At 74.2% G+C, this 16277-nt stretch carries 22 protein-coding genes; 15 read left to right on the forward strand and 7 right to left on the reverse strand.

Annotated features, from left to right (window positions below):
• Positions 1-139: 139 nt before the first annotated feature.
• The 6 genes from LG274_RS07160 (at position 140) to LG274_RS07185 (ending at position 3280) form a co-directional block, all read left to right on the forward strand.
• The gene (locus LG274_RS07160) at positions 140-1249 is read left to right on the forward strand and encodes an NAD(P)H-binding protein (RefSeq protein ID WP_404463623.1); all 1110 of its coding nucleotides are present in this window, start codon (positions 140-142) and stop codon (positions 1247-1249) included.
• 146 nt (positions 1250-1395) lie between these two features.
• Complete coding sequence (locus LG274_RS07165; RefSeq protein WP_153239435.1) at positions 1396-1557, forward strand: hypothetical protein; 162 nt, start codon at positions 1396-1398, stop codon at positions 1555-1557.
• Between the two features lie 136 nt (positions 1558-1693).
• Positions 1694-1873, forward strand: a complete 180-nt coding sequence (locus LG274_RS07170; RefSeq protein WP_158184041.1) for a hypothetical protein — start codon at positions 1694-1696, stop codon at positions 1871-1873.
• Between the two features lie 61 nt (positions 1874-1934).
• Complete coding sequence (locus LG274_RS07175; protein ID WP_404463625.1) at positions 1935-2465, forward strand: DUF2812 domain-containing protein; 531 nt, start codon at positions 1935-1937, stop codon at positions 2463-2465.
• A 69-nt stretch (positions 2466-2534) separates the two neighbouring features.
• Positions 2535-2732, forward strand: coding sequence for a hypothetical protein (locus LG274_RS07180; protein WP_404463627.1), 198 nt, complete (start codon positions 2535-2537; stop codon positions 2730-2732).
• Positions 2729-3280, forward strand: a complete 552-nt coding sequence (locus tag LG274_RS07185; protein WP_404463629.1) for a hypothetical protein — start codon at positions 2729-2731, stop codon at positions 3278-3280. The genes LG274_RS07180 and LG274_RS07185 overlap by 4 nt, the downstream gene beginning before the upstream one ends.
• A gap of 52 nt (positions 3281-3332) precedes the next feature.
• Here LG274_RS07185 and LG274_RS07190 read toward each other — a convergent pair whose 3' ends face one another.
• From LG274_RS07190 to LG274_RS07200, 3 genes are all read right to left on the reverse strand, one after another.
• Complete coding sequence (locus tag LG274_RS07190; protein ID WP_404463631.1) at positions 3333-3848, reverse strand: GNAT family N-acetyltransferase; 516 nt, start codon at positions 3846-3848, stop codon at positions 3333-3335.
• A 140-nt stretch (positions 3849-3988) separates the two neighbouring features.
• On the reverse strand, positions 3989-4429 hold the full coding sequence (locus tag LG274_RS07195) for a hypothetical protein (RefSeq protein ID WP_098094167.1): 441 nt from the start codon (positions 4427-4429) through the stop codon (positions 3989-3991).
• A gap of 124 nt (positions 4430-4553) precedes the next feature.
• Positions 4554-5123: an adenylate kinase gene (locus LG274_RS07200; RefSeq protein WP_298985973.1), complete on the reverse strand. Its 570-nt coding sequence runs from the start codon at positions 5121-5123 to the stop codon at positions 4554-4556.
• Positions 5124-5182: 59 nt separating this feature from the next.
• Between LG274_RS07200 and LG274_RS07205 the strand changes: the two genes are divergently transcribed.
• The gene (locus tag LG274_RS07205) at positions 5183-5800 is read left to right on the forward strand and encodes a hypothetical protein (protein ID WP_404463634.1); all 618 of its coding nucleotides are present in this window, start codon (positions 5183-5185) and stop codon (positions 5798-5800) included.
• The gene (locus tag LG274_RS07210; protein WP_404463636.1) at positions 5797-6570 is read left to right on the forward strand and encodes a class I SAM-dependent methyltransferase; all 774 of its coding nucleotides are present in this window, start codon (positions 5797-5799) and stop codon (positions 6568-6570) included. The genes LG274_RS07205 and LG274_RS07210 overlap by 4 nt, the downstream gene beginning before the upstream one ends.
• A 31-nt stretch (positions 6571-6601) precedes the next feature.
• Here the strand turns inward: LG274_RS07210 and LG274_RS07215 are convergent, their stop codons facing one another.
• The gene (locus LG274_RS07215) at positions 6602-7066 is read right to left on the reverse strand and encodes an NUDIX domain-containing protein (protein WP_010080015.1); all 465 of its coding nucleotides are present in this window, start codon (positions 7064-7066) and stop codon (positions 6602-6604) included.
• 99 nt (positions 7067-7165) lie between these two features.
• Between LG274_RS07215 and LG274_RS07220 the strand changes: the two genes are divergently transcribed.
• Complete coding sequence (locus LG274_RS07220; protein ID WP_404463638.1) at positions 7166-7702, forward strand: DUF2243 domain-containing protein; 537 nt, start codon at positions 7166-7168, stop codon at positions 7700-7702.
• On the forward strand, positions 7695-8528 hold the full coding sequence (locus LG274_RS07225) for a cytochrome c oxidase assembly protein (protein WP_404463640.1): 834 nt from the start codon (positions 7695-7697) through the stop codon (positions 8526-8528). The genes LG274_RS07220 and LG274_RS07225 overlap by 8 nt, the downstream gene beginning before the upstream one ends.
• Positions 8529-8625: 97 nt before the next feature.
• On the opposite strand, the gene LG274_RS07230 is transcribed toward LG274_RS07225, so the two are convergent.
• The gene (locus tag LG274_RS07230; protein WP_298710198.1) at positions 8626-9057 is read right to left on the reverse strand and encodes a MarR family winged helix-turn-helix transcriptional regulator; all 432 of its coding nucleotides are present in this window, start codon (positions 9055-9057) and stop codon (positions 8626-8628) included.
• Positions 9058-9178: 121 nt separating this feature from the next.
• Here LG274_RS07230 and LG274_RS07235 point away from each other — a divergent pair, with 121 nt between their 5' ends.
• Positions 9179-9607 carry an organic hydroperoxide resistance protein gene (locus tag LG274_RS07235; RefSeq protein ID WP_404463642.1) on the forward strand — a complete coding sequence of 143 codons (429 nt, stop codon included), beginning with the start codon at positions 9179-9181 and terminating at the stop codon, positions 9605-9607.
• Here the strand turns inward: LG274_RS07235 and LG274_RS07240 are convergent.
• On the reverse strand, positions 9589-10050 hold the full coding sequence (locus LG274_RS07240; protein WP_298710196.1) for a DUF805 domain-containing protein: 462 nt from the start codon (positions 10048-10050) through the stop codon (positions 9589-9591). The two genes, LG274_RS07235 and LG274_RS07240, sit on opposite strands and share 19 nt — an antisense overlap.
• An 82-nt stretch (positions 10051-10132) precedes the next feature.
• On the opposite strand from LG274_RS07240, the gene LG274_RS07245 reads away from it, so the two are divergent.
• Together LG274_RS07245 and LG274_RS07250 are read left to right on the forward strand one after the other, a co-directional pair.
• Positions 10133-10804, forward strand: coding sequence for an SGNH/GDSL hydrolase family protein (locus LG274_RS07245; protein ID WP_404463645.1), 672 nt, complete (start codon positions 10133-10135; stop codon positions 10802-10804).
• A 160-nt stretch (positions 10805-10964) separates the two neighbouring features.
• Positions 10965-11759, forward strand: coding sequence for a hypothetical protein (locus LG274_RS07250; RefSeq protein WP_404463647.1), 795 nt, complete (start codon positions 10965-10967; stop codon positions 11757-11759).
• Between the two features lie 123 nt (positions 11760-11882).
• Here the strand turns inward: LG274_RS07250 and LG274_RS07255 are convergent, their stop codons facing one another.
• Positions 11883-13364: a hypothetical protein gene (locus LG274_RS07255; RefSeq protein WP_404463649.1), complete on the reverse strand. Its 1482-nt coding sequence runs from the start codon at positions 13362-13364 to the stop codon at positions 11883-11885.
• A gap of 219 nt (positions 13365-13583) precedes the next feature.
• On the opposite strand from LG274_RS07255, the gene LG274_RS07260 reads away from it, so the two are divergent.
• On the forward strand, positions 13584-14951 hold the full coding sequence (locus LG274_RS07260; protein WP_404463651.1) for an acyl-CoA dehydrogenase family protein: 1368 nt from the start codon (positions 13584-13586) through the stop codon (positions 14949-14951).
• Position 14952: 1 nt separating this feature from the next.
• The gene (locus LG274_RS07265) at positions 14953-16248 is read left to right on the forward strand and encodes an acyl-CoA dehydrogenase family protein (RefSeq protein ID WP_404463653.1); all 1296 of its coding nucleotides are present in this window, start codon (positions 14953-14955) and stop codon (positions 16246-16248) included.
• Positions 16249-16277: the final 29 nt, after the last annotated feature.

Raw genomic sequence — 16277 nt, forward strand, 5'->3', positions numbered from 1 at the left:
CGCCCGAGGGTGCCGCCTCTCACACCCGCCTGCCGGGACCGGTGCTCTTGCCCCGGCCCGCCCCGCTTGGTGGACTGCCCTCACCCTTCCGCCTCCCCTTCCGGCCCCACCCCGCCGAAGGGCCTCCGATGAGGACGGCATGACCATCTCAGCATCCCCCTCCCCCGCCGCCGCGTCCCGTGACACCGCCCCGGACGGCGACTCCCGACTCATCCTGGTGACCGGCGCCAGCGGGTACGTCGGCGGCCGCCTGGTCCCGAAGCTGCTCGACGCCGGCCACCGCGTCCGCACCACCCGCCGCGACCAGTCCAAGGACCAGCCGTGGTGGTCCGAGCGGGTCGAGACAGTCACCATGGACGTGAACGACGCCGACCAGGTCCGGGCCGCCTGCGAGGGCGTCGACGTCGTCTACTACCTCGTGCACGGCATGGGCGGGGACGACTTCATGGAGAAGGACCGCGAGGCGGCCCGCATCATGCGGGACGCCGCGGACGAGGCCGGCGTCGAGCGCATCGTCTACCTCTCCGGCCTGATCCCCGAGGAGGCGCCCCGCGAGGAGCTCTCCGACCACCTGGCCTCCCGCCTGGAGGTGGAGGAGATCCTCAGCCAGGCGCAGGCCGGCGTGATCACCCTGCGCGCGGCGGTGCTGATGGGCAGCGGCTCGACCTCCTTCGAGGTCATCCGCCAGATCAGCGAGCGCAAGCCCCTGCAGACCGTGCCGACCTGGATGGACCACCTTGTCCAGCCCATCGCGATCGTGGACGCGCTCGAGGCCCTGGTGGCCTCCGCCGACGTCGACTCCCCCACCCGCAGCTACGACATCGGCGGCCCCGAGCAGCTGCGCTACCCCGAGCTGCTCTCCCGCTACGCCGAGCTGGCCGGCCTCACCCGGCCCCAGGTGGACGTCCCGCTGCTGCCGACAAAGCTGGTGAGCGTCCTCGCCGGGCGCATGACGGACGTGCCCGCCCCTGTGGTGGAGGCCCTCCTCGACAGCCTGCACCACGACATGGTCTGCCAGGAGCAGGACTTCGTGCGGGACCTGCTGCCGCAGGGCTACGAGCTGATGGGCCTGGACGAGTCGATCCGCCGGTCCCTGGCGGACCCGCGGGAGACCGAGCCCGCGGACCCGGACGCGGCCGATCCGATGGGCCCGATGCCCCACGACCCCTCCTGGGCCGGCGGCGGGGACCAGTCCCTGCTCCAGCGCGCCGCCGAGACCGCCCGTGACGTGCTGCCCGGCAGGGACTGACCGGGGCCCGGCCGGAGGACCAGGGGTGGGCGTGTCTGCCTGACCCTTGCTTGACTTGTGACGACGTCGGCCCACCCCACCCCGGGCGCCGTCGGACAGGGGGCGCTCACCCGGCGCCCCTCCCACCACGCCTGAGGAGGGCACCCATGGCTGATCAGCAGATCCCCGAGACGAAGAACTCCGACGCCCCCGGCGACCAGGACCAGGCCGCGCAGCAGGCGCCCGCCGAGGTCGACGGCCTCGCGGCCAAGGCCGAGCAGTCCGAGAAGGAGACCGAGGAGAACGACGAGGGCGGCTACGGCCACTGACCGACCACCTCGTCCCACCGACGACGCCCCGGGTGCCGCGCGCATCCGGGGCGTCGTCGCGCCCGGGGCGTCGTGGTGCCCGGGGGCGTCGAGGTCGGCATCCGATGCCCCATCCCCTTGCACCCGCCGGCAGTCGATGACTGAGTGTCACTCAGAGATATATCCCTCAATGATTCTCGGGGAGTGGCGGGACCCCGATGATCCGCATCTCCACACCACGTTGAAGAAGCTCAGGGATGCCGGGTTCATCGAGGAGTTCGACGGCGACGACGCCCGACGCGTCCATCGCCTCACCCCCGGGGACGCGGCGTCCTGATGAGCGACATCGAGCGCCGGCGCGGAATCCTGGCGATGGCCGACCAGATCATGGAGACGACATGAGCACCACACGCATGAGCAGTGGGCCGGCCTTCACCCCGGAGAAGGACCTCGCGAGGTTCGAAGACACGGCCCGCCGCGGCCAGCGGCTGACCGGGTTCTCCCTGGCCGCCCACGGCTGGCGCTTCGAGGATGCCGAGCCCGAGGACGTCGTCTTCGACATGTCCTACGAGACCGACCCCGACGACCACCACTTCGACCTCTTCCGGGCCGCCGGCTGGACGCCCGCGCTCACCTACGGCCACATCCGCCTCTTCGCTGCCGCCCCCGGTACCACCCCCGTCCACACCGGCACGGAGTCACGACTCGAGGAGGCGCTCGGCAACCGCGCCCTGTTCCTGCGGTACACCGCAGTGACGATCGCCGCCGCGCTCCTGGTGGTGCTGGCGATGGCGGCCGCCGACTGGCCTCTTGCGGCGATGATGGCGGCCGCGACGCTGAGTGCGGTGGCCCTGGTGTACACGAGCTTTACGCTCGTCGGCTATCACCGCCAGGTGCAGCGGCTGCGTCGCATGTCCGCGGTCTCATGACACCCCACCCCACCGCCCGCGGGCCGCACCCCTGGCCACCCCGCGATGCGCGCATGCTACGTTCCCTGCATGGCTGACACCGGGTCGAGACGGGTGTTCCTCGTGGTCATGGCGGTGCTGGTCATCCTGGGAGGTGCGTTCCTCGTGTCCTTCACGAGCTTCGAGTGGCGCGGTCTCCTCGGCTGGGGGCTCCAGCTTCTCGGACTGACCCTGCTCATCGTCGGAGCGGGAATGGGCAGGACGACGGCCCGAATCGGGCGCCGATGACCACCGCACCCGCCGAGGCGGAGCACACCGCCGTCGTCGAGCCGCCGCCCGGCTACGCGGTGCTGGGGTGGGCGTTGGTGTTCGTCACGGCACTCCCGTTGATCCTGCTCCCCCTGCTGGAGCCGGAACTGCGGTCGCCGGGCTACCTGGCGACCGGCGCCGCGAGCCTCGGGCTGGTCGTGTGGCTGAGCCAGGTGGCGTTCCTACGCGCCCGCATCGAGCTCGCGGCGGACCCCGCCGCCGGCGTACTCCGCCTCCGGGCCCCGCTGTACTCCCGCGAGCTGCCCCTGGACTCACTGGCCACGGTGGAGGTCCAGGACGACGTCGGGCCGGGCGGCGCCTACATCAACTGGCCAGTGACGGGGCGGGCCCGCTCCCGCCGCGGCGTGCGGCTGGACCTCGGCGGCCCCGCCGGGCTGGTCCTCACCACCCACGACGGACAGCGGTTCACTGTGGTGACCCCGGATCCAGAGACGGCCGCGGAGCTGCAGGCGACGGTGACCCAGGCGACGTCGGGCGGCGACGTCCGGAATCGACTGCAGAAGTGACCCCTCTGACGCCCGCTGACACCCCCAGAAGGGTCACTTCCGCAGTCGATTCTCAGGTGTGCGCGCGACGCCCGTCCGTCGCACCCGCCCCCGCCCGCCGCATCGGCACGTGCGGGATGCCGTCCTCGAGGAACTCCGGCCCGTCCGGCGCGTAGCCCCAGCGGGCGTACCAGTGCGCCAGGTGGGCCTGGGCGTCCAGCACGCTCGGCCGCCCGCCGATCCGGGCGACCGCCTCGTCCAGCAGCGCCCCGGCCAGGGCCCGGCCCCGCGCGTCGGGGTGGGTGACGACGCGGCCGATGCGGGCGACGTCGCCGTCGTCCAGCAGCCGCAGCGTGGCGACGGGCGTGCCCGCCTCGTCCTCGACCCACAGGTGGACGGTGGCCGACTCGAGGTCGCGGCCGTCCAGGTCCAGGTAGGGGCAGTCCTGCTCGACGACGAACACCAGCGACCGCAGCTGCCAGAGGCGGTAGGCCGTCGTCCGGTCGAGCTCGTCGAAGCCCGCGGCATGGACGGCAGGGGCGGGGCCGGGTGTGGCGGCGGGCGGCGTGGGGGCGGGGCGCTCGGGCATGAGCCGATGGTGCCACGGGAGCGTCCGACGCCCGGCGCCCGACGTGCTCCTGAGTGCTCCGGCGTCGCCGAATCCACTGCGGAACTGACCCTTCTGGCGACCGCCACCGCCCTCAGAAGGGTCACTTCCGCAGCGGATTCTCAGCCGTCCTCGCGGCGCAACGGCACCGGGACCGGTTCGGGCTGAGGCTCCCCGGTGGTGGTGGCCGCGAGCACGCCGTGTGCCGCCGCGGTCAGCACGGCGGCGAAGAGTCCCACACCCAGCGCCGTGGCGGCCCCGTCCGCGAGCAGGGGGATCACCATGCCCGGCACGATCGCGACCCCCACCATCACCACCGCGAACCACGCCGTACTCCCCCGGCCGGCGTAGAACACCTGACGCCCCGCCTCCTCCTGGTCCACCCGGTGGTGCACGTCGCGCAGGGCGAGGACCACGCCCAGGAGGCACGCCGTCAGCAGCCCGACCGCCCATCCCAGCCCCAGCTCGTGCCGCAGTCCGGACACGACGCCGGCGCATCCCACGAGCGCCGCCGCGACGGCGATCCGCACGTGCCAGACCTTCTCCCGCTCCATCCCGTCCATGGCCCCACCCTGTCAGAGCGCGGGACGAAGGGCGAGGCGGCCGCAGGACCTCCCCTTCTGCTCAGGACCGTGTCCTGAGGACGCGGTCCTGAGCACGACGTGAGGTCCGGAGGAGCAGCGTGCTTCAGGGAGCCTGCCGCCTGCCCTCCAGCCGGGCCAGCACCCACTCCCACTGCCGCGGCGTGCTCAGGCGCAGCACCGGCGCCCCCTCCGCCGCGGCCTCCCGCTCCCGGGCCCATGCCCGCTTGCGGTCGAACGTGGCGGCGTGCCAGCGCAGGATCGACTCCTCCCCGAGCACCCGACGCCAGGACTCGCGGTTGCCGTTGCACATCTCCCCCTGCCCCACCACCCGGCGGATCGTGCGCCGCACCAGGCGCGTGAAGGTCCGGGCCCGCGAGTAGTCCAGGGCGATGACGACGTCGGTCCGCTTCATGACCATCGGCCGGTAGAAGCCGTAGGCGGAGTCCAGCACCCAGGCCTCCCCCGCCGTGACCGAGTCCGCCAGGGCGGTCTGCTCGGCCTCCGGCCGCGGGACCCAGCCCGGCAGCCAGCCGAACTCCTCGTCCACGAGGGTGACCGGCAGGCCGAGCATAGCGCCGAGCCGCACGGCCGCGGTGGACTTCCCGGCCCCCGTGACCCCGTGGAACAGGACGCGGCGGGCCTGCCGCACGTGGTCGATCGAGGCGGAGGGCATGGGAGGAGGCTAACGGCCGTGACACGATGGCCCCGGTCGCACACAGCAGGAGGGGAACGATGACACAGGTGCACACAGGCAACGCTCACAGGCAGATCGTGGACGGCCAGCGCGTCCGCGGGATCAGCCGGGCGGGTCATCCGGTGGTCTTCGGCGGGCTGATCGGGGTGGTCGGCGGCATGGCCTTCCTGCTCGCCGGGATCGCCGGGCTGCCCGGCGACGCTCAGAGCATGCTCCGCAGTGCGGCGGTCGCCCTCGCCGTCTTCGCCGTCGCGGCGGTCCTGCTCCGCCGCCGGACCCTGCCCGCCCTGCCGCCCCCGGCGCCCGGGGCGATGCGGGTGTACGGGGCCGCCGTCGTCGTGATGCTGCTGCTGTTCCCGGTGACCCGTCTGGTGGCCCGGGCCGCAGACGCGCCGACGGCGCAGATCGCCCTGGTGGCGGCCGTGGTGGGCGCGCACTTCCTGCCGTTCGCGCGCGCGTTCGGCGCGCCGGTGTTCCGGTGGATCGGCGGGTCGATGCTGGTCCTGGGCCTGGTCGGCGCCCTGGCGGCGATGCTCCGCGTGCCCGCCGCGGGACCGGCCGGGGCCGCGGCGGCCGGCGCGGCGATGCTGCTGATCGTGGCGGGGCAGGCCCTGCGGCAGGGGGCGCCCGCCCCGGGTGACAGACTGCGCGCATGACCGACGCCCCCTCCCGCGCCGAGGCCAACCGGCGCACCTACGACGACGCCCGCCTCGCCGCGATCTACGACGTGGACAACCCCGCGGGCGAGGACCACGCGTTCTTCCGCCGGGTCGCGGACGAGGTCTCGGCCGCGCGGGCCAGGACCCGCATCGTCGACCTCGGCTGCGGCACCGGCATCCTGACGGTGACGCTCGCGGGCCCGGGGCGGGACGTTGTCGGGATCGACCCGGCCGAGGCCATGCTCGCGGCGGCCCGCGCGCGCCCGGGCGGGGACGGCGTCGAGTGGCGACACGGGGATGCGGGGCTGATCGCGCCGGACTCCGCCGACCTGGTGGTGATGAGCGGCAACGTGGCCATGCACCTGGTCGACGACGACTGGCACGCGTCGCTGCGGCGCATCGGTGCGGGGCTCGTGCCCGGCGGCCGCCTGGTCTTCGAGACGCGCAACCCCGTCCGGCGCGCGTGGGAGGGCTGGCAGCAGGACCCCACGGAGCGCACGATGCCGGCCGGGCGGGTCCTCGAGTCGGAGCGCACCTCCGCCCCGGACCGGCACGGGGTGGTGACGATGCGCGTGCGCACCGAGTTCCTCGACTCCGGGGAGGTGTCCGAGGTGGACCAGCACCTGCAGTTCCGCTCCGCGGAGCAGGTGCGCGCGGACCTGGCCGCAGCGGGGCTGCGGGTGGAACGGCTCTCCGGAGACTGGCACCGCACGGCCTTCGACCCCGCCGAGCACCCGCTCATGGTGGTGGAGGCGGTGCGGGACTGACCGGGCGGTGGACGGCGAGCCCCTATGCCCCTCAGCCCCCGAACCCGACCGCCGTGTCCGGGGTGAGGTCGCCGTCGCGCAGGCCCTCCAGCACGAGCCGCTCGTAGTCCGGAATCGGGCTCGGCAACGAATCCAGGGGGAACCACTCCAGGTGGGAGGCCTTGCCGGGCTCGCAGATCCGCGGCTCACCCGCCCAGGACCGGCAGGCCCAGAACCAGTCCACGCGCTGCTCGCGCGGGGTGTCCGTGCCGTCCGTGCGCTGCATGACGGTCAGCAGCTCGAGGGCAGCAGGCTCGATCTCGACGCCGAGCTCCTCCGCCGTCTCCCGGACCGCCCCCTGCCGGGCCGCCTCCCCCGGCTCCACGTGCCCGGCGGCGCCCGCCACCCAGAACCCGTCCATGTACCCGGTGTGATGCCGGCGCTGCAGCAGCACCTCCCGTCCCCGCAGCAAGAGGACGTAGGAGGAGGGCACGAGGGCGAAGGAGTGGGCGGCCATGGGCACCATCATCGCCTCACGGGACCGCCACTGCGGCCGGTGCGTGGATGACGCCCGTGACCTGGGCATTCGCTGGGAACTGCCGCTAGCGTGGGCGCCATGGCCTCCCCCTCCGTCACGGCTCGGCCCGTCGGCCGCCCCGCCCCCGACCTCCACCGCCGCCTGCTGCTGTCCGGGATCCTCTTCGGGGTGGGCGTGGCCGCCTTCGTCGACGAGGTCGTCCTGCACCAGCTCCTGCACTGGCACCACTTCTACGACCTGTCCACCGCGGCCGTCGGCCTGGTCTCCGACGGACTCTTCCACGCCTTCGGCTGGTTCGCCGCCGTGGCCGGGCTGTTCCTCTTCGCGGACGTGCGACGCCGCGGCGGCCCCGGCGTCGGCCGGTGGTGGCCGGCGGTGCTGATCGGCGCAGGCGCGTTCCAGGCGTGGGACGGCACCGTCCAGCACAAGCTCATGAGGACCCACCAGATCCGGTACGAGGTCATCCCCACGGAGCTGCAGGGCACCGGCCCGTACGCGCCCGTGGACGACATCCTCGTGTACGACCTCGTGTGGATGGCCATTGCGATCGCCTTCCTCGTGATCGGCACCCTGGCGTGGCGGCGCGGCTCCCGCCGGGCGGCCGCCCGTGCATGAGCACCCCGGCGGGATCGGGGCGGAGCTCGGCGCCCAGGCGGCGAGCGCCCCGTTCCCGCTGGCCGGCGTCGTCATCGGCGGCGGACTCCTGCTGTTCCTGGTCGCCTATGCGGCGCTGGTCCGCGCCGGACGACGCCGGGGCCGCGCCTGGTCCGACGCGCGCACCCTGAGCGCGGCCGCGGGGGTGGTGGCCGGCGTCGTGGCGGTGGGACCGCTGGGGGTGCTCGGCCACCACGACTTCACGGCCCACATGTGGGGGCACCTGCTGCTGGGCATGCTCGCCCCGCTGCTGCTGGTGCTGTCCGCGCCGGTGACCGTGGCCCTGCGGGGCCTGCCCGTGGCGTGGGCGCGGCGGCTGTCCCGGGTGCTGTCCACGCCGTACGTGCGGGTGGTCTCGCACCCGGTGGTGGCGGGGCTGCTGAACATCGGCGGGCTGTGGCTGCTCTACACCACACCCCTGCACGCCTGGATGCATGCCTCCGCGGTGGGGCATCTGCTGGTGCACGTGCACGTGCTGCTGGCCGGGTGGGTGTTCACCGCCGCGATCCTGCAGGTGGACCCGGCACCGCACCCGCACGGACACCCGCTGCGGGCAGGTGTGCTCGCGGCGTTCCTCGCGCTGCACGCGATCCTCTCCAAGCACGTCTACGCGCATCCGCCGGCGGGCGTGGGCGTGGCGGAGGCCCAGGCCGGCGCCCAGCTCATGTACTACGGCGGCGACTGGATCGACCTCGTGCTGATCGCCCTGCTCTGCCTCGACTGGTACCGGCGCGCCGCGCCGGAGCGGTCCGGGCGGGTCAGTGGGGTGGCCCGGGCGGCGTCCTGAGAAGACCGCTCGATGTGCTCAGGACCGCGTCCTCATGACGCGGTCCTGAGCACAGCAGGCGGTCGCGGGGATCCTGCGCCCCCGCCCGCGCCCCGGCTCAGTCGAGTCCCGCGGCCAGCTCGTCCAGGAAGGCCTTGAGCTCCTCCCGCTGTCCGGCCGGCCCGGGGTAGAGGTCGGCCATGCGTGCGGGGATGTCGGCGGCGGCCTCGCGCAGGTCCCGGCCGGCGGGGGCGAGGGAGATGAGGCGACGCCGCTCGTCGTCGGCGCTGCGGGCACGGGTGAGCAGGCCGGCGTGGTCGAGGCGGCGCAGCAGCGGGGTGAGGGTGCCGCTGTCGAGTCCCAGGCGCGCGCCGATGTCGTTCACGCCCACCGGCCCGTCCTCCTGCCAGAGCACCAGCATCACGAGGTACTGGGGGTAGGTGAGGCCCAGCTCCTCGAGCCGGGGCCGGTAGGCGCGGGTCACCGCCCGGCTGGCGCGGTAGAGGGAGAAGCACAGCTGGCGGTCGAGGTCGAGGGGGGTGACGTCCACCCGGACAACTTACCCCGCAGACAACTGGATTGCACACAACCTGATCGCGGACTACCTTGGACCGTGGCCGCCGTCGAGCGGCCCCCGGCACCCCGGGCCAGACACCGTCAAGGAGCACACCGTGATCGAGATCGAGCCCCTCTACACCACCGAGGCCATCGCCACGGGCGGCGGCCGCAACGGCCACGTCCGGACCGCGGACGGCCGCGTCGACATGGACCTGGCGATCCCCGCCGAGATGGGCGGCAACGGCGACGGCGCCAACCCCGAGCAGCTCTTCGCCGCCGGCTACGCCGCGTGCTTCCACTCCGCCCTGCAGAGCGTCGCCCGCCAGGCCAAGAAGAAGCTCGGCGACTCCTCCGTGGGCGCCCGCGTCTCGATCGGCAAGGCCGGCGAGGGCTTCGGCCTGGCCGTCACCCTCGAGGTCGTCATCCCGGACCTGCCCCAGGACGAGGCGCAGCAGCTCGCCGACGCCGCCCACCAGGTCTGCCCCTACTCCAACGCCACCCGCGGCAACATCCGCGTGGACGTTCAGGTCGTCGACGACTGACCGCTCGGCGCGGCGGCCTCCGCGGCCACCCGCGGATCCGAGGGCTGGAGCACCATCACCAGCAGGGCGATCGCACCGAGCACGGGCAGCAGCGCCAGGAGCAGCCAGGCGCGGCTGAGCCCGGCGTCGTGCAGGCGCCGGGCCGTCAGCGCCCAGGCGGGCACCAGATGGAGCAGGCCCCAGACCCCCGAGAAGGCCTGGTAGGCCTCGGTCATCGAGTCGACGGCGGGGACGCTGAGACCGCTGACCGCGAAGCCGGGGAACACGACGGCGGAGGGGGCGGCCGTCGTCGTGTCCGCCCCGAGGGCCCCGAACAGGAGGGTGATGCCGAGGGACGCGAGGGACAGGTACAGCACCACCCACCAGAACTCGGCGCGCCCGGCCCGGCCGCCGAACTGCGCGTAGCGTCCGTAGAAGCGGCCCACGGCCCGGAGGCACGTCATGGCCCAACCCTGGCCCATGAGGTGGCCCGAGTCGAGGCCCTCCCGCGTGTCCGCACGTCAGGGCGCCGGTAGCCTGGCGCCCATGCCCTCACCCCGTGGCTGGCAGGCCCAGCACGACGCCGACTACCGCGCTCACTGGCGCAAGCTCGCCGCCCGCGAGGACCCCGACGCACTCACGTGGGTGGTGCTGGGCGACTCGGCCGCCGTCGGGATCGGGGCCGAGTCCCTGGAGCGCACCTACGTGGCGCAGGTGGCCGAGCGGGTGGCCGCCGAGACCGGCCAGCCCGTGCGGGTGGTGAACCTCGCCGTCAGCGGGGCCATGGCGAAGGACGTGCTCGCCGACCAGCTGCCCCTCATGCCGGCGAGCGGGGTGGACGCGGTGACGTGCGTCGTCGGCGGCAACGACGTCACCTGGGCTTGGCGGTTCCGCGAGGCCGCCTTCGAGGAGCCCCTCGAGGCGATCGCCCGCGCCCTGCCCGCCGGCGCCACGCTGGGCCTGGTCCCGACGTTCCGCATCCCGCCGTTCGAGGCCCGCGTGCGCCGGGCGAACACGGTGGTGCGGCGGGTGGCCGCCCGGCACGGCCTCGGCGTGGCGGACGTGCACGCGGCCACGTGGCGGCGGAATCTGAGGCACCAGGTCAGCCGCCTGGCCCGGGACCTGTTCCACCCCAACGGCGCCGGCTACGAGGACTGGGCCGCGGCGGTCGCCCCCGAGGTGCTGCGGCAGGTGCGGGGTCAGGCACCGGCCGCCTGAGGACTCCTCCCCGCCGCGCGCGAAGCGCACATCCGGCGTCCCTCACACCGGGGGCTAGACGGGGACCCATGCGATGCATAGTCTCCCCTCACGCACTGCACGACGACCGGTCGGGCCGGCGTCCGGGAGCACGGGCTCCCTCGACCGACGGAGGTCCGCCTTGACCCCCTCACCCCCTTCCCTCCGCTCCGCCCGCCATGCCCTCCCGGCCACGACGGCGGCCCTGACCCTGGCCCTCACGCTCGCCGGCTGCTCCGGCGGCGGGGGCCCAGCGACGGCGTCCGGCACCACACCCTCCCCTGCGGCGTCCTCCGACACGACGCCGTCCCCGTCGAGCACGTCCGAGACCACCACGCCGTCCGCGGGCGGGCCAGCCTCCGGCACCACGGCGCCGAGCACTCCGGCGCCGGCCTCCGGGAGCGCCACGCAGGGTTCGGGCGGCGGCTCCACCGCCGGTGCCGGGTTCGTGCCCGAGGGCGCCGATCCCGCCAGGAACGGGGCTCTGCCGTTGAGCGAGGGCTTCCTCGCCGCCCTCCCGGAGGCCGCCGTCACGCACCGGGCGGGCAGTCCGACGGAGGACCCCCTGGCCCGGGCCCTGGAGGGCGTCGAGCTGCCCGGCACGCCCACGACGGACGTCAACGTGATCGCCTCCGAGCTGCAGGGCCCCCAGACCCCCGGGGAGGGGGGCGCGGCGATGGGCGGCGAACGCCCCGAGGGCACCCTGCGCCTGATGCTGCTGTGCGACGACCCGGACGCCGGCCCGTCCTCGGTGGGCATCCTCGGGGCGGACGGCTTCGCCGCCTACCAACCCCTGGGGTGGTCGGACCGCTGCGGCGGATACGTCGTCATGGTGCCGGAGTCGGACGCGGAGGACCTGGTGGTGAGCGCCGAGGTCCCCGAGGGCACCCGGTACCGCCTGATCGTGATCACGGACCACGATCCGGTGGCCGACTGACCCCACCATCCCCGGGCCGGCGGCAGGTGCCGGCCCTGGCCGTCAGCGTCCCCACGACGCCCCCGGCCGCCGACCGGGCACCCCTCCCCACGAAGGGCGCCCGGCCGGAGTCTCGTCACACGATCAATGGTCGTGCCCCTCGTGGCCCTCCGAGGGCTCGGCGCCGTGGTCGTGGCCCTCGTGGCCGTCGTCGTCGTGGTCCTCGTCACCGTGCGCGCCCTCCTCGGGCTTCACGGACTCGGGCTCGCCGGTGACCACGGCCATCTCGACGGGCGCGAAGTCCAGCTCCTTCTCGAGGACCTTCTCACCGGTCTCCAGGTCCACGGCCACGAGCCTCCGGTTCTCCGCGTCCGTCACGTAGGCGGTGTTCCCGGCGACCTTCAGGATCGGACCGGGCTCCTGCCACTCGTCCTTCTCCTTCCACGGCTCGATCACCGGGTACTCGGCGGTGACCTCACCGGTCTCCTCGTCGATCACGTTGACCTCGCCGTCGTAGGTCAGCACGACCGCGGAGCCGTCCTCAGCGCGGCCGAGCGAGCGGAACCAGTAGGAGGAGCCGAGGTCCACGGTGGTGAGCTCATCGGTGCGGGTGTCGATGAGGGCGATCTCCGTGGGCCGCTCGACGGCCTCCTCCGGCTCCTCCTCGACCTTGTAATCACCCAGGACGATGGGCGAGTCATGCAGCCCGAACAGGTTCCCGGAGCGCTGATACTCGGTCTCGACGTCCACCTTGTGGAACTCGCCGTCCCGGTACACGACGGGCCCGTTCTCGCAGCCCATCACGACGACGTCGCCCGCCTCCGTCGGCTGGGCCGCGGCCTCGCCGTGGCTGCCGGGGCAGTCGTCGGTCTCGGCCGTGACCTCGCCGGTCGTCGGGTCGATCACCTGGAGCGTGTTCCGGGAGTCCTCGGTGCCCTGCGTGGTGAAGAGGGTGCCGTCGGAGAGCTCGAGCGCCACGCCGTGGTGCGGGTCCTCGGTCTCGGCCTCCGTCATGACGGGCATGAGGTCCGGGGTCGCCTTGTCCAGGTGGGCCGAGTCGAAGGTGCGGATCGCGCCCGTGCCGTCCGTGAAGAGGGTGGTCCTGCCGTTGTGGGTGACGGCGTGGCCGGGGTGCTCACCCGGGAACGTCACGCCGGTCATGCCGGGCGCGGACTCGTAGTTGTGAAAGTGATCGCCGTGGGCCTTGGCCTGGATGCCGGTGGAGAACACCTCCCAGCCGTTCCCGGTGGTCACCAGGACGTCCTTGCCGTTGCCGGCGTTGCTCAGCCGCGTGAAGCCCGGGACGTCCTGCTCCTTCACCACCTCACCGGACTCGGCGTCGAGCAGCGTGAGCCCGTCCTCGTGCGAGAGCAGGATGCGCGGAGTCACCGCGGAGACCTCGGTGGTCTGGGTCGGGTCGACGCGGTCCTCCTCGGAGACGGAGGAGGCCGCCGTCGCCTCACCCGCCGGTGACTCGGAGCCACCCGAGGCGGAGGCGGGTGCCGACGTCGGGCCGGACGGGGTGGCGTCCCCGCCGCACGCCGTGAGGGCGACGGCCGCGGCGGCGAAGGTGGCGGAGAAGGCGGCGGTGCGCGTGGAACGGCGCTGCGGGGCGGAGTGGGACACGGGGGGCCTTTCACGAGGGCGGAAAGATGCGACTGATTCACAATAAAGACTGTTGCGGATGGTTCGCAATACTGCGGTGGACCCCGCCCCGTCATCCCGGCGGCGCCGACGGCGCGCCCCCGTCGCGGGAACCGGCGCGTGACGCCACCCGTCGACGGGCTGGGACGGGCCCGGGGCGGATGCCTACGGTCGGCCCACCTGCCCACGGAAGGACCGCTCATGACCACTCCCGTCCTCGACCGTCCCGCACCGACCTCCGCCGCCGACGCCCCCGACACCGCAGAACTCCGAGCCCGCTTCGCCCCCGTCTTCGCCCGGATCGCCGCGAACGAGGCCAGGCGGCGGGACACGGCCGTCGCGCCCCATGCGGCCGTGCGCCTGCTCGCCGAGACCGGCTTCACCGCCCTCCGGCTGCCGCGGGAGCGCGGCGGCTCCGGCGCGACCCTCACGCAGCTCCTCGACCTGCTCGTGGACCTCGCCGCGGCCGACGCGAACCTCCCCCAGGCCCTCCACGGGCACTTCATGTTCACGGAGCAGGTCGCCCGCGACGTCCACCCGCGTCTGACCGACTGGTGGTTGGACGAGGTGGCCGCCGGGAAGGTCTTCGCCAACGCACTCGTGGACCCGCCGGCCGCGACCGGCCTGCCGGGCGTCACGGCCCGCCGGGACCCGCGCGACCCGGAGGCGTTCCTGCTGACCGGCACGAAGCAGTACTCCACCGGCACCCTGCTGGCGGACTGGACCCTGGTCGCCGCCCACGACGACGCCGGGGCCCTGCAGCCCCTCGTCGTCGAGGTGGCCGGGCCGGGCGTCGAGGCCCGCGACGACTGGGACGGCATCGGCCAGCGGGGCACGGCCTCCGGCACCACCGTCTACACCGACGCATCCGCCCCCGCTTGGCGCCGCGTCGACCTGGAGCGCCCCGCCGCCGCCCCCGGCTACCCGTTCCTGTGGCTCATCCTCGCGGCCACCCAGGCGGGCATCGCCCAGCGCGCGCTCGACGAATTCGCCGAGATCCTCCGCCGCCGTTCCCGCTCCTACCAGCACGCCGCGAGCGCCAGCCCCGCCCACGACCCGGTCCTGCAGCACCAGCTCGGGGCCGCCGCCGCGCAGGTCCGCGCGCTGCGCTCCGTGGTCCTCGGCGCGGTCCCTGCCCTCGAGGCGGCGTACACCGCCGCGGCCGGTGCGGCTCCCGCGCTCGGCGCGGCCGAGTCCGAGTCCCAGGACGACGGCGCCGCGGAGGCCTTCGAGGCCGCCCACACGGAGGCCTGGGTCGCCGCGGCCTCGGCGTCCTCCGTGGCGGCCGACCTGACGCTGCGGCTGACCTCCGACCTGTTCGAGACGGCCGGGGCGTCGGCCGTCGTCGCGGGCCCGGGACTCGACCGCCACTGGCGCAACGCCCGCGTGCTGGCCAGTCACACGCCCCTGCCGCACCGCCGCCGCCAGATCGGGGAGTGCCTGCTGCACGGCACCCCCGCCCCGCACAGCGCGGACGCGGTCGAGACCGCATCGTCCACCGGCGCCGATCCGTCCCGCGACAGCGCCTCCCCGTCCCCCTCGACCCCCGCCGCCCCGAAGGAGCAGTGAGATGACGACGACCACCGACCGCACCGACACGATCTCCCGTCCCGCCGACGTCGGGACCACCGACTCGGGGGTGCCGACCACCGCGCACCCGGCCGACCGGCCCCAGTTCCTCGCCGCCCGCGCACGGCTGGCCCCCGTGTTCGCCTGGCTCGCCGAGACCGCCGCCGAGCGGGACCGTGAACGCGTGACCGATCGCGAGGCCACGGACCGCCTCGCCGCCGCCGGCTTCCCGGGGCTGCGTGTGCCCGAGGAAGCGGGCGGGGCCGGCCTGACGTTCCCGGAGGCCGCGCGCCTGTACGTGGAGCTCGCCGAGGCCGACTCGAACGTGCTGCAGGCCCTGCGGGTGCACGTGGTGAACGTGGAGACGGTGCTCGGCTCGCCGGCCGGGCCGCGCCGCGAGCGGTGGCTGCACCGCTTCGCCACGGGTGAGACGGTCGCGAACGCGACCACGGAGATCGGCAACCGCACCGGCCACTACGAGACCCGCCTGACGACGCGTCCGGACGGCTCGGCGGTGGTCAACGGTCGCAAGGCCTATTCCACCGGGACGCTGTACGCGGACTGGACGATCGTCGTCGTCGAGGACGAGGACGGTGCCGAGCGCGCGGCGACCGTGCGCTCGGACGCCCCCGGGGTGACCCTGCACGACGACTGGGACGGATTCGGTCAGCGGCTGTCCGCCTCCGGGACCACGGAGTTCACGGACGTGGTGGTGGATCCGGAGGAGCTCACGCCGTTGGGCCAGTCCCTGGACGACGGCTCGTCGATCTTCGCCTCGCAGGCGATCTTCCAGTTCGTCCACCTGGTGGGCCTGACGGGCATCGCCCGTGCCGTCGTGCGCGACGCGGCGGCCTATGTGGCCGGACGCATGCGCGGCTTCTCCCACGGGGCAGCCCCGCGGCCCGGTGACGATCCGCAGGTGCTGCAGGTGGTGGGCGAGCTGGAGGCCGCCGCGTTCGGGGCGCAGGCGGCGCTCGACGCCGTCGTCGGGCCCCTGGACCGGGCGCTGCGGGCCGAGGCGTCGGGCGCACCCCTGGCCGAGGCCGAGGTGGACGCGGTGTACACCGCCGTCTACGCCGCCCAGCAGGTGATCGCCCGGGCCGCCCTCGACGCGGCGACCCGCCTGTTCGAGGTGGGCGGGGCCTCCGCGACCCTGCGCCCGCGCGGGCTGGACCGGCATTGGCGCAATGCGCGGGTGCTCGCCAGCCACAACCCGCTGATCTACCGCGCCCGACTGCTCGGCGACCGGGCCGTCAACGGCACGCCGCTCGAGCGCCACTACCGGCTGGGCGGCTGAGGCGTCGGGCGATGCGGCGCGCGGCGGAG

It is taken from the genome of Micrococcus antarcticus, from assembly GCF_044872765.1.
Taxonomy (GTDB): Bacteria; Actinomycetota; Actinomycetes; order Actinomycetales; family Micrococcaceae; genus Micrococcus.